General features: G+C 60.6%; 9 protein-coding genes and 2 pseudogenes. 4 read left to right on the plus strand and 7 right to left on the minus strand.

Annotated elements, in window-relative coordinates; translation table 11 throughout:
• Positions 1–224: 224 nt before the first annotated feature.
• The 3 genes from groL to ACVW16_RS25250 all read right to left on the minus strand — a co-directional run bounded on the left by groL (position 225) and on the right by ACVW16_RS25250 (position 4,209).
• The gene (groL, locus tag ACVW16_RS25240; RefSeq protein ID WP_456701738.1) at positions 225–1,865 is read right to left on the minus strand and encodes a chaperonin GroEL; all 1,641 of its coding nucleotides are present in this window, start codon (positions 1,863–1,865) and stop codon (positions 225–227) included.
• A 78-nt stretch (positions 1,866–1,943) separates the two neighbouring features.
• Positions 1,944–2,258: a co-chaperone GroES gene (locus ACVW16_RS25245; RefSeq protein WP_456701739.1), complete on the minus strand. Its 315-nt coding sequence runs from the start codon at positions 2,256–2,258 to the stop codon at positions 1,944–1,946.
• A gap of 415 nt (positions 2,259–2,673) precedes the next feature.
• Positions 2,674–4,209, minus strand: coding sequence for a DDE-type integrase/transposase/recombinase (locus ACVW16_RS25250; protein ID WP_456701696.1), 1,536 nt, complete (start codon positions 4,207–4,209; stop codon positions 2,674–2,676).
• Positions 4,210–4,345: 136 nt separating this feature from the next.
• Here ACVW16_RS25250 and istA point away from each other — a divergent pair, with 136 nt between their 5' ends.
• Together istA and ACVW16_RS25260 are read left to right on the plus strand one after the other, a co-directional pair.
• On the plus strand, positions 4,346–5,653 hold the full coding sequence (gene istA / locus ACVW16_RS25255; protein WP_456802442.1) for an IS21 family transposase: 1,308 nt from the start codon (positions 4,346–4,348) through the stop codon (positions 5,651–5,653).
• A 20-nt stretch (positions 5,654–5,673) separates the two neighbouring features.
• Positions 5,674–6,003, plus strand: a pseudogene (locus ACVW16_RS25260) (ATP-binding protein); the annotation flags it as partial.
• A gap of 34 nt (positions 6,004–6,037) precedes the next feature.
• Here the strand turns inward: ACVW16_RS25260 and ACVW16_RS25265 are convergent.
• Together ACVW16_RS25265 and ACVW16_RS25270 are read right to left on the minus strand one after the other, a co-directional pair.
• A complete protein-coding gene (locus tag ACVW16_RS25265; protein WP_456701740.1) occupies positions 6,038–8,107 on the minus strand; it encodes a recombinase family protein in 2,070 nt (689 codons plus the stop codon).
• A complete protein-coding gene (locus ACVW16_RS25270; protein WP_271591124.1) occupies positions 8,088–8,276 on the minus strand; it encodes a hypothetical protein in 189 nt (62 codons plus the stop codon). The genes ACVW16_RS25265 and ACVW16_RS25270 overlap by 20 nt, the downstream gene beginning before the upstream one ends.
• A 306-nt stretch (positions 8,277–8,582) precedes the next feature.
• Between ACVW16_RS25270 and ACVW16_RS25275 the strand changes: the two are divergent.
• Both ACVW16_RS25275 and ACVW16_RS25280 read left to right on the plus strand, forming a co-directional pair.
• Positions 8,583–9,101, plus strand: a pseudogene (locus ACVW16_RS25275) (ATP-binding protein); the annotation flags it as partial.
• Positions 9,102–9,854: 753 nt separating this feature from the next.
• Complete coding sequence (locus ACVW16_RS25280; protein ID WP_456705181.1) at positions 9,855–10,502, plus strand: FkbM family methyltransferase; 648 nt, start codon at positions 9,855–9,857, stop codon at positions 10,500–10,502.
• Between the two features lie 52 nt (positions 10,503–10,554).
• Here the strand turns inward: ACVW16_RS25280 and ACVW16_RS25285 are convergent, their stop codons facing one another.
• Positions 10,555–10,779, minus strand: a complete 225-nt coding sequence (locus tag ACVW16_RS25285; RefSeq protein WP_456701741.1) for a hypothetical protein — start codon at positions 10,777–10,779, stop codon at positions 10,555–10,557.
• A 19-nt stretch (positions 10,780–10,798) separates the two neighbouring features.
• Entirely contained in the window at positions 10,799–11,548 is a 750-nt protein-coding gene (locus tag ACVW16_RS25290; RefSeq protein ID WP_456701742.1) for a hypothetical protein, read from the minus strand.
• Positions 11,549–12,086: the final 538 nt, after the last annotated feature.

Consider the following 12,086-nt stretch of genomic DNA (forward strand, 5'->3'; position numbering starts at 1 on the left):
CAAGATTTAGGTGCGAAACGTCACGACGGAATTTTATCGCTTTCGGCTACGTGACACGGAAAAGGTTGGTAGGTCGGTCGAAAGCTGACGGCCGAGCCTGGTCCTGCCGCCGAGCACTTGGAAAAACCGATGGGCAGCGGATGACAAGGGCCTAAGGATAATCCATGCAAAAACCCTGGCATTTGCCAGGGTTTCGCGAGTCATGGAGAAATTGAGAACCTGGATCAAAAATCCATGCCGCCCATACCGGGGCCAGCAGGAATTGCTGGACCAGGCGTAGCCCTCTTCGGCAACTCGGCAACCATCGCTTCCGTCGTGATCAGCAGCCCCGCCACGGAGGAGGCGTTCTGAACTGCGATGCGCACGACCTTGGCGGGGTCAATGATACCTTTGGAGAGGAGATTGCTGTACTCTCCTGTCTGTGCATCGAAGCCGAAGGAGTACTGCTCATTATCGAGCACCTTGCCGACCACGATCGATCCGTCTTCGCCGGCATTAATTGCGATCTGGCGTGCCGGCCAGGACAGTGCTTTGCGTACGATCTCAACGCCGGTCTTCTGGTCGTCGTTCTGGGTTTGCAGGCCCTTCAGCTGCTCGGAGGCACGGAGCAGGGCGACGCCGCCGCCGGGGACGATACCTTCCTCGACAGCCGCGCGGGTCGCATGCATCGCGTCATCAACGCGATCCTTGCGCTCCTTCACCTCGACCTCGCTCGCACCGCCGACGCGGATCACCGCGACGCCGCCAGCGAGCTTGGCGAGACGCTCCTGGAGCTTCTCACGGTCGTAGTCCGAGGTGGTTTCCTCGATCTGCGCCTTGATCTGGGCCACGCGCGCCTCGATGTCGGCCTTCTTGCCGGCGCCGTTGACGATCGTGGTGTTCTCCTTGTCGATCATCACCTTCTTGGCGCGACCGAGCATGTTGAGCGTGACGTTCTCGAGCTTGATGCCGAGATCTTCCGAGATCGCCTGGCCGCCGGTCAGGATCGCGATGTCCTGCAGCATGGCCTTGCGGCGATCGCCGAAGCCCGGAGCCTTGACGGCCGCGACCTTGAGGCCGCCGCGCAGGCGGTTCACGACCAGGGTCGCGAGCGCCTCGCCTTCGACGTCCTCGGCGACGATGACCAGCGGCTTGCCGGTCTGCACCACGGCCTCGAGCAGCGGCAGCAGCTCGTTGAGCGAGGAGAGCTTCTTCTCGTTGATGAGGATGTAGGCGTCGTCCATCTCAACGCGCATCTTGTCGGCGTTGGTGACGAAGTAGGGCGAGATGTAGCCGCGGTCGAACTGCATGCCCTCGACGACGTCGAGCTCGGTCTCGAGCGACTTGGCTTCCTCGACAGTGATGACACCCTCGTTGCCCACCTTCTTCACGGCGTCGGCGAGAAACTTGCCGATCTCGACATCACCATTGGCAGAAATCGTTCCGACCTGGGCGATCTCGTCGTTCGAGGTCACGTTCTTGGAGTTCTTCTGGAGGTCCGCCACCACAGCCTCGACCGCGAGATCGATACCACGCTTGAGGTCCATCGGGTTCATGCCGGCGGCAACCGACTTGGCGCCTTCACGCACGATTGCGGCGGCAAGGACGGTCGCGGTAGTGGTGCCGTCGCCGGCAGCATCCGCAGCTTTCGAAGCGACTTCGCGCACCATCTGCGCGCCCATGTTCTCGAACTTGTCCTCGAGTTCGATGTCTTTTGCAACCGCAACGCCGTCCTTGGTAATACGCGGCGCGCCGAACGACTTGTCGAGTACGACATTGCGCCCCTTTGGACCAAGTGTGACCTGCACGGCATTGGCGAGAATGTCGACGCCGCGCAGCATACGATCTCGCGCATCTACTCCGAACTTGATTTCTTTCGCTGTCATAGAGAATTCCCTCGATTCCAATTGGTTCAGCGCCCCCAGGGGCCTCCTCAGAAGGAGGTGAGCTGCGCAAGTCCAGAATTAGGCGGCCTTCTGCTTGGAGAACACTTCGGTGAGGACGCCCATCACGTCGCTCTCCTTCATGATCAGTAGATCCTGGCCGTCGATCTTGACTTCAGTGCCTGCCCATTTGCCAAACAGCACCCGGTCACCGACTTCGATATCGATCGGAATTAGCTTGCCGCTCTCATCTCGGCCGCCTGGGCCAACTGCAATAACTTTGCCTTGCGACGGCTTTTCTTTGGCTGTGTCCGGAATGATGATACCGCCAGCGGTTTTCTCATCGGCGTCGATGCGTTTAAGCACGACGCGATCGTGAAGTGGTCGAAAATTCATTGAAGTCTCCTGAACGTTTGAACAAGTTGAAGTTGGACACAATGTGACCAGCCTCACTACAGCAAGAGTCGGACCATAATCAGTGTGGCGATCTAGCCTTCCAATTCTGCTGGATCACTGCGGGGCTGCGGGTGACTTTGTCGAGAAGCAAACGCGCTGACCGGCACAGTCCGCTCGGCCGTTGCGAAAGTGACATCGCGCTTCTTCCAAAATCCGTATTCTGGCCCGGCCTGTCGCGCGCCATGGAAAACTGCCCCCTCATATTGCCTCAGATGACAATGTTACCGAAGCGCACCCTGGTGTTTTTCTGGATCGGCTGCCGCGAGTCGGAGCAAGCTGCTCGCGAAGCGCGCCCTACAGAGCGCCGTAGCGAGCGAGCGGCTTGCGGTGCTTCGGCGAAAGAACCTGTCAGGATTTAAATACTAAGGCACGAAGCTTGGCCCGATAGTGTGATCTCTGTGCTGCTGATGAGCTGTCGAGCGGCCTTTGATCGCCAATTCTTGACCAATCGCTGCACCGTGCGCCGCTGATGGCCGCTGAACCGACCGGGCGCATGCGCTTCCAGCCGGGAGAGAAGATCGACCGCGGACAAGTGCGGAGCCGCGGCGAGCCATTCCTCGATGATGGGAATGTAGGGGTCGAGCATCGATGGCCGACGTGGCACAGGCTTGCGCCGCACATAGCGACGACGATGAATGCCCCGCTGCTCACCCTGTTTCCAACCGTCGCCGAGCTCTCGGGCAAAGGCCGCTAAGTCGCTATGCCCCTGCGCGACAGTCATCGCTGGCTTTCCAGCCCGTTGATCGACGCGCTTACCCAGCTCATTCTGAGCGTCCCGCATTTGTGCCAGCAATGCCACCGGATCAAGCGTCCGGTAAATCTCCCGCAGCCGACCTTTGAATGCCTCATTGAGCCTCGGGTGGACCAATGCTCTTTCGTACGGCGTAGCGGGAGGAAGATAGCGCTTGATCATCTTGGCACCTTCGCGGTGCTTCTCCTTCAGCTTAAACGAGGGCTGGAAGAAATTGATGTGCAGCCGTGCCGCAGCAAACAGGCGAGCTAATGAGCGAGCGGCATCAATGCCTTCAAACCGCCCGTAGCCCACCAGGCGGCGAACGATAGCTCCGTTCTTTTGTTCAACGAATGCCTGATCGTTCTTCTTGTAGGCCCTGGAACGAGTGACTTCGACATCGTGAGAACGGCACCACGACACGACCGTGTCGTTCATGAAGGCGCTGTCGTTATCAAAATCTAGCCCCCGAATGGGCCAGGGAAATAGGTTCTGCGCCCGCTCGAGAGCTTCGATCACAAGAGCTGCTTCACGCACGACGAGCGGAAAGCATTCGGTCCACCCCGTTGCGATATCCACCATTGTTAGCGTCTGAATGAACGCGCCAGATACGGACATGCCGCCGTGCGCAACCAGATCCGCTTCGCAGTACCCCGGCGGAGGTGATCCCCAGTCATTGAATGTACGCACCGGGACTTGCCGCCGTACGGCACTAGAAAAGCCCGCCCGCCGTCGGCGCCCTCCGGCTGCTGCGATCTTTACGTCGCTCAGCAGGCGATCGATCGTCGCCGCGCTCACCTTCAAAACCTTCGACCTCTCATCGGCAGAAAGCTTCAATCTGCCGTGCCGTTCAAGTGCCGGAAGCAAAAACGGGATCATCGCGACGAGCCGCTTACTGCAGAGCCGGTCAGAGGCGTCCCAGAGCACAATCAGTGCAACGCGAATGGAAGCTCCGTAACTGCGGCCCCGTCGCCGCGGCACGGCCGATCCCGATGCCCCGTCCACCGACAGTGCTCGGATCGCGTGCTTACGATGCCATCCCGTAAGGGCACACAGCTCGTCCAGGATCCGTGCCTTCTCGAGCCGTCCGCTCGCCCGATAACGCTCCACCAGCGCTGATGTGATCTCGCGCTTTGCGCGCATGCTGATCTTCCCTGCCATACCCGCCACCGAACTGATTCGGCAGCTCCGCCCCAGACACGACAGGAAAGTTGTCCGGTAACATTTTTAGTGAGGCAATGCGCCCCTCGGCGTCATGAGGAATTGCCCCCTCCTTGGATAGCCGAGGAGAGAGTGAATGAAAGAGGAACGAATCGCGGAAAGCTCGTCGTGGATTGATCCACGGGGGCAGGTGATGAAGACGCCGAATGACGTGGCGGAGATGTTGCGCCTGAGGGCGTGCGGGTGGGGTCTGAAGCGGATTGCGCGGCAGCTGGGCTGCAGTCATCACACGGTGAAGGACTACGTGGCGGCGGGCGGGGTGAAGCCGTTCAAGTCGCCTGAGCGGCCGAAGCGTCTCGACGGCCTTGAGGGTTGGCTGCGCGAGAGGCTCATTCGGCATCGCGGCAATGCCGACGTGGTGCGCCAGGACTTGTTGGCCGAGCAAGGCGTGGCAGTCAGCCGGCGGACGCTGCAACGCGCCGTGCAGCCCTATCGTCAGGCGCTGAAGGCGGAGGCGTTGGCGACGACGCGGTTCGAGACGCCGCCAGGCCGGCAGCTGCAGATCGACTTCGGCGAGCGTCTGGTCGAGATCGGAGGGGCGAGAGTCAAGGCATTCGTGTTCGTGGCAACGCTTGGGCATTCGCGGCGGCTGCATGTGCGTGCGTTCCGGGCCGAGAGGCAAGAGCATTGGTTCGCCGGGCTCGAGAGCACATTCACGACCTTCAGCGGTGTGCCGGAGGAAGTGCTGATGGATAATCCCCGGGCGCTTGTCGTGCGCCACGACGCCGTGAGCCGGTCGGTCCAATTTAACGACAAGCTCATCGCGTTCGCGAAGCATTGGGGCTTCCGTCCTCGCGCCTGCGCGCCGTATCGGGCGCGGACGAAGGGCAAGACGGAGAATGGCGTCGGTTACGTGAAGAAGAACGCGATCGCGGGGCATTCCTTCGCGAGCTGGGAGGCATTCGAGGCGCATCTGGCCGGATGGGAGCGTGAGGTGGCGAACGTGCGTATCCACGGCACGACCGGGGAGGCGCCGATTGCTCGCTTTGCGCGTGACGAGGCACATCGGTTGAAGCCGCTTAGCGGGCAACCGTCGTTCGGATCGTTGCGTGAACTGACCCGCGTCGTCGGGCACGATTGCGCCGTCGAGATCGACACGAACAGCTACTCAGTGCCGTGGCGCCTGATTGGCGAGCCCGTGGCGGTAACGATCGCGGCCGGGGAAGTGCGGATCCGCCATGGATTGCACCAAGTTGCGATCCACAAGCAATCGGATGGACGCCGGCTGCGGATCATCGACACCGCTCATCTCGATGGTGTTGCTGGTCGCAATGGCGCGGTCCGCCGGGCTGAGATCGCGGCGGCGGTGCTGGCGCCGTCCTCACCCCCCTCGTTGTTGCGCCCTCTTGCCGAATACGAAGCCGTGGTCGGAGGAAGCTTCTGATGGCACGGGCAAAGAAGATAATGGAAGCAACGGCCGATCCGCTCGATGCCATGCTGGCGCGACTGCAGCTCTCCGGTATCCGCGATCAGCTCGACACCCTGCTCGACGAGGCGGCGCGCGCGAACCTGTCGGCGCGTGAGACGCTGATCCTGCTGTGCGAGCGCGAGATCGCACGCAAGGACCATCGCCGCATAGAGATGGCGCTGAAGCTCGCACACTTCCCGGCGGTGAAGGAGCTTGCTGGCTTCGACTTCGAGGCGCAGCCATCAATCGATCCAAAGCAGATCCGTGATCTTGCCGCATCACGTTGGATAGCCAACGGAGAAAACGTGCTGCTGCTCGGGCCGCCCGAGTCCGATTCATACTGCCCACCTCGCTATGCCATTATAGTTCAAGCTCTCTTTGGCGGAGATCGCCAGACGACGGGCGCCGGAAGCGCCGCGCCTGCGCGGCGTTCCTGACCTCGGGGTGCTCCAGATCAGGCGCCTTGATCACCCAGGGTGCGCCCTTGCACAGCTGGTGCGCGGGCAAGCTTCGCTCCGCGATCAGGCGGCGAACCGTCGATGGGCTGACCTTCAACGCAGCGGCGGCTTCGTCCAGAGTGATTTCTCCTCTCTCCATGCGTTCGCCTTCCCGGTAGGGTGCAATAGCTTGCTGGTTGCGCAAGTGACGAACGCGGGCGCGGGTCCAGCTGTTACCGTGCCCCGTCGACTTGCCCGCTCGGTTGAGGACCGCCGCGATCGTGCCGTCGGGCATCTGGCGTGCCAGAACACGCACGAGATCAATGACATCTGCGGATGTGCTCCAGCGGTGTTGGCCCGTGCGGTTCTTTCTGGTCTCTAGCGCTGTGTGATCGCCGCCCTGCCAGTGGATCACAAGCTCAATTGCCGCATCGCCGACGCGTACAACGATTTCGTGGATTAAGGTTCGGATGATCCGCTTGCGCGTGGCAGGCGTCGCCCCAGGACTGTTCCAGGCCCGCTCCAAATCGGAGCCAAGCGCAAGCAACCGGTCGCGATCCGCCTCGCTCAGAGGACTCTCCGGCTTGGCCAACAGTGCACCGCGCTCTTCCTCGAGCGCGCGGACGGCCAGCAGGCGTTCATTCCAACGTCGCTCCAGCTCGCCGGCGACCAGGCGATTGTCGGGATCGACAGCCTCATATCGCCGACGAGCCCGAGTGGCCTCATAGCGCGCTTGCTCAAGAGAAAGTTCAAGTTGATGCAGCTTCTCGGCGTGCTCCCGGCCGCGGTCCTCCATGGCAGACAACGCAGCCTGGACTCCGAGCGGTTGCAGGCGCGCGATGACTTCGACGCTGATTGCGGCATCCACACGCAGGTCGCCGAATGAGATGCATGGCTCTCCGCCATGATTGATCTGGCTACCGCGGCAATGATAGCGCCCGACGTTACTGTGCGTGCCGCTGTAGGCAACGTGAAGTTTACGACCGCAGTGACCGCAACGAAGGAGCCCTGCAAGAAGGGCCTCACCGCAGCGGACCGAGCCACGACTCATGAAGCTCTTCCCATTGGCGTTATCGGTGATCAAGCGCTGATTCCTCTCGAACTCCGCCCATGTAATGTAGCCCTCATGGTGGTCCTTGATCAAAACCTCCCAGTTGCTGCGCTCCCGGCGGAAACCCCGCACGATTCTCTTGCGGCCGGCCTCGATCGTCACCCGACTGCCAGAACGCCCGAAGGTGTAGGCGCCAGCATAGATCGGATTGGTAAGGATGTGGCGGATCGTGTTGTAGACGGGTAACTTCCACTCGACGTGACGTCCCTCGGGGCCACTGCTGACTGCAGGCAAGGCGATTCGCTCTTGCCGTAACCATAGGTGAACCTGGCGCAGCGTCTGCATCTCGGCGAACTTGGCGAACACGAGTGCGAGCGCCTCCTGAATGCGTCGATCAGGATCCTTCTCGATCTGATCGTGGGAGACTTTGATATAGCCGATGGCAACGTTGAGGAAGAGCTCACCCCTGCGCGCCTTTTGCTTCAAGGCCTCAAGCGAGCGCTGCCGAAAGATCGACAGCTCCATCTCGCTCATTGTGCCCTTCATGCCGAGCAGAAGGCGATCATTGGGATGGCGCGGATCGTAGACGCCATCCTCATCGACGATCAGCGTTCCAACGAGCCCGCAGAACTCCAGGAGCGTATGCCAATCCCTGCCGTTGCGGGCCAGCCGAGAGGCCTCAATCGAGACCACAGCGCCAACTCGCCCTTCGCAAATCGCAGCGAGCAGCTTCTCGAACCCAGGACGCGCGGTGCCGCTACCAGAGCGACCGAGATCATCATCGATCACGATCACCTCGCTCCAGCCCAGCTGGCGCGCACGGTCGGCCAAGCCGTACTGGCGGCGCTGGCTCTCTTTGTTGTTGATAACCTGGTCGGCCGTCGACTGACGAATGTAGATGACGGCCTGGCGAGCAAGGTGCTCAGGCGTGATCTTGCTCACCGCTGTCCTCCCCGCTCACGTTGCATGTCTCGGCCGCGCTGTCGGTGAACGCTTCGGCCAGAAGCTCCTTTAAGAGCTCCAGCATCTGCTGGTGGGCTTCGATCGGAATGCTGCTGTATGTTGGAGGGCTCTCGAAAAGATCCCCCTGACGACGTGATGCGTCCGCCATGTCCGCCTCCTCGCGAATGGGATGATTCCCTGGAAGAGGAGGCTAAGACCGCATCGACGAGAACGCGCACCTCCAGCAGACGATCCACCGGAAGCCGCGGATCAGCTATCAGTCGGAAGGAAGCGGCGGCGGGAGCCGCCATCCATGCCGGCAGAAGCGTTAACGTGGCATCAGGCTGTCTGATAACAAGATGCGTCTCATCGCCAAGCCGCTTGCAGGCGACAACAACGACTGACGCTCCGCATCGCGGATGAAACGGGTAGAGGATCTCAATCTCGGATCCTAGACACCCGGCATTATGACGCTGGTTCGCCAGGCGTAGGTAAGACGCACTTGTCGATCGCGCTCGGGCGAGAGGCGATCCTGGCCGGATACACGGTGCAGTTCACCACGGCGACGACGCTGGTCGCTGGCCTTGCCAAGGCGCACGGCGAGCGACGCCTGGACGAGAAACTTCTCGCGCTGTCGAAGCCAAAGCTGCTCATCGTCGACGAACTCGGCTACTTGCCTCTTGAACCTGACGCGGCCCATCTGTTCTTCCAACTGGTCAGCCGGCGATACGAAACTGGCGCGATGCTGATCACGTCGAACCGCAGCGTTGCCGAATGGGGTACGGTGTTCGCCGATCCCGTGGTCGCCACCGCGATCCTTGACCGGCTCCTGCATCACAGCCACGTGCTGACGATCCGCGGCGACAGCTACCGACTTCGCGCCAAGCGCAAAAGCGGCCTCATCAAGACGCCGACCGCCGGTGACGGCCCTCCGGTCGGCTCCGCCTCCCTCCGGCCCGTCACCGGCGGAAACAACCTTCAACCGAGATCATAATCCGATGGTGGGGGCAGTTCTTCGTGACGCAAAGGGGGCAGTTCCGGAAGGCGTTTGACACGGCCACTTCAACATTCCCCGGACGCGCATTGACCGATCAAAACGCCGCGGGTTTCGATGCCCGTTTCAGGGGTGAACTCGGCTATCTGGCGACCCCATTTAGCCGCGGTGGCCCCGCGAAGCCTGCGGTACAGAAGCCTTATCAAAGAGGGGGCTCGCCGAATCTGCGCGGTTCATCGATTGCGAAATAAGCATGTAACGATCTCGAACAATAGGACGCGAGTTCCTGTAGAGAGTGGCTGGCTGATGAGCACGTTGCAATCAACTAAGTGCGTGTGGCGATGTAGCCGTGTCGCGAGCCTGTTCAGTTGATTCCTGCGCATTCGTGATCGACCGCTCGTGAGGAAACTTGTAGGATCGCTTGCGTACCGCAACGCGTGCCTCGGTTTTAACAGGGTGCGTTCCTGGCAAATCAGTGCGAGCAAAGGCCGCCGGACAATTGCAAAAAGCTAAGGCGACGATATGCCCCGCTGGGCCGCGTTTTACGGGATGGCTTCGAGAGCGGCTTCGCTAGGCGCACGATATGCTTCCGATATGATGTCGATGGCACGCAAACAGCTGCCGTGCAGCAGGGAGATCGGCGGACATATGAAGCTTATACCTTGATATACGTTGTGCAGCGGCTTTTGGCGTGTGATGGCAAGCTTCAAAGTCGAACTTCGCCTGATCTCCGCGCACCATGGAAAAGCAGCTGTGTCGTCCGTAGAAGTACATCAGCACATCGTCTCCCTTCTGGAAAAGCCGAATCCCATCATTCTGGATATCGGCTGCAACGATGGGACTGACACGCAAAAGTTTCTCGAGTTGTGTCCGCAACCCGAGCTCTACTGCTTTGAGCCGGATCCCCGAGCGATCGCTCGCTTCAAGACGAAGCTGGGATCCTCCCTTGGTAGGGTGAAGCTGTTTGAAATAGCGATTAGTGATCGAAACGGGACAATCGACTTCCACCCAAGCAATGCCGATGGGGATGCGAGGGATTGGGACCTATCCGGCTCAATACGCCGTCCAAAGAACCATCTTACTGAGTATGAATGGGTGCGCTTTGATCATCCTGTATCGGTTGAAACGCGTCGGCTGGATGACTGGTGCAGCGAAGCAAAGCTGGACGAAGTTGACTTCATCTGGATGGACGTTCAAGGAGCCGAGGCCGACGTTATCGCAGGCGGCATGCGGACCTTGAGCAAGACGCGCTTCATTTACACCGAATATAGTGACCGCGAGCTCTACGAAGGGCAGTTGACCCTGCAAGCCATTCTCAACTTGTTGCCATCATTTGAAGTGGCGGCTCACTACCCTCGCGCTGTGGAAGGTGATGTACTGCTCAAGAATGTGCGTGCGTAGCAGCTGCTCAGATCTGCTCTCGTGTTGTGTGGCTTGCCTTACGTGACGCGCTTCATGGGTAGCCCGGTTGTATTTCACTTCCGAGCAGGGCGCGGCCAGCGCTCTGGAGCGTTCCTTCATTCAACGCTGCGTGCTGGGCAACGACGAAGCTGTCGCACATGGCGCGCGCGAGAGTTCCTGCGGTATAGAGCGCCTCAGTTCCAGCAAGACCGCTTGCAAGCCTGCAGACCTCAGCCCCCTGCCGCGCAGCGTTCGTCGCGGCGAGCCGCATTAGCATTGTGGCGCCCAGAGTTACCTCACCCGTAAGCGCTTGCTTCCACAGCTCCTCCGTGGCCTTGTAAAAAAAACGAACGAGCGGAGCGTAGCATCGCTTCGGCTTTGGCGATTTCAAGCTGGACGTAGCCACGCTCAGCCATCACGGGCGCTCCAGTGATCGAGACGCGGCTTCCTGCCATGGTGGTCACCTCGTCCAAGGCAGAGCGCGCAATGCCGATTCCCACAATCGCGTGCGCCTGGGCAGCGAAAGCCACAGAGGGATAGCGATAAATCGGGCCATCAAGTGTCGGTGGACCGCCGCGGATCAACGTCCATTCCTCTGGCACTATGACATTGCTGACAACAATGTCGTGGCTTCCCGTGCCTTGCAACCCGATGACATCCCAATTGGGCCGGATTGTTACCTTCTCGGCCGGCATCACGGCTACGCGCGGGAGGTCACCAGTCGGATCGTCATCTACAGTGATACCAAGTCCTATCAGATCCGCTCCCGGCGAGCCGCTCGCGAATGGCCACACGCCGTTCACGACAAATCCACCGGTGCATCGCTTGGCTTGCTGGAGCGGGAAAAGCGCACCCGCCAATGCGACGTCGGGTCCATTGGCGTACACATTTCGAAGCGTGTCGTCCGGAAGAGCAGCGAGGTAGCGAGCTCCATCCCCAAAGCTGGCGACCCAGCCCGCAGATCCGTCGACTTCGGAGATCCGCTCGATCAGGCGGCTAAAGTCCGCGGGCGTCCGCTCCTCGCCGCCGAAACGCTTGGCGACCATGGCCCGGTAGACGCCGATACGTCTGAAGCCGTCGATGCTCTCTTTTGGAATATCTTCTGAGCGCGGCCAAACTCGTTGCGACGCTCACGGATCTCAACGAGTAGGGAGGACAGATCAGCCCAGGTCGAAGCGGTGGCATGGGTTTCGGCAGGCATCGTTTCTGTTGGAGCGTTCATAAATTGTCCTCCGTGTCTTGAGCGGATCACCATTGCGCGTTACTCATGTGGCTTGTGCGTGTGGCGAGGCCAGGTGGATGATAGCGGCTACACGGTAATCCGAAGCTGTCGCAGTTGATCTGGAATGCAGGGGATTGCACCCGGTGGCTTCCCAACCTAAGGGACCGGGGAGTTTCACAAGGATGTAGCTGTTGCAGCTGGCCTTGACGCTGGGTTGCCGAGCAATCGATAAGCGGCGGTGACAAGAGCCGTCCTTGCCGTCCTGGGGCCTGCGCCATTCAATGGGGGCATGCGGTGTCATGTCTGCTCCAATGGACGCGTCGTCACATTCGGGACATGCCGAGCCGTACCAGGTGCGGAAC

The sequence above is a fragment of the Bradyrhizobium sp. USDA 4474 genome (assembly GCF_054057515.1).

Excerpts from the sequence above, each read along its gene's own strand:
- ACVW16_RS25250 (WP_456701696.1), bottom strand. The coding sequence starts at position 4,209 with ATGGCAGGGAAGATCAGCATGCGCGCAAAGCGCGAGATCACATCAGCG.
- ACVW16_RS25245 (WP_456701739.1), bottom strand. The coding sequence starts at position 2,258 with ATGAATTTTCGACCACTTCACGATCGCGTCGTGCTTAAACGCATCGAC.
- istA (WP_456802442.1), top strand. The coding sequence starts at position 4,346 with ATGAAAGAGGAACGAATCGCGGAAAGCTCGTCGTGGATTGATCCACGG.
- groL (WP_456701738.1), bottom strand. The coding sequence starts at position 1,865 with ATGACAGCGAAAGAAATCAAGTTCGGAGTAGATGCGCGAGATCGTATG.
- ACVW16_RS25270 (WP_271591124.1), bottom strand. The coding sequence starts at position 8,276 with ATGGCGGACGCATCACGTCGTCAGGGGGATCTTTTCGAGAGCCCTCCA.
- ACVW16_RS25285 (WP_456701741.1), bottom strand. The coding sequence starts at position 10,779 with ATGCTAATGCGGCTCGCCGCGACGAACGCTGCGCGGCAGGGGGCTGAG.
- ACVW16_RS25290 (WP_456701742.1), bottom strand. The coding sequence starts at position 11,548 with ATGGTCGCCAAGCGTTTCGGCGGCGAGGAGCGGACGCCCGCGGACTTT.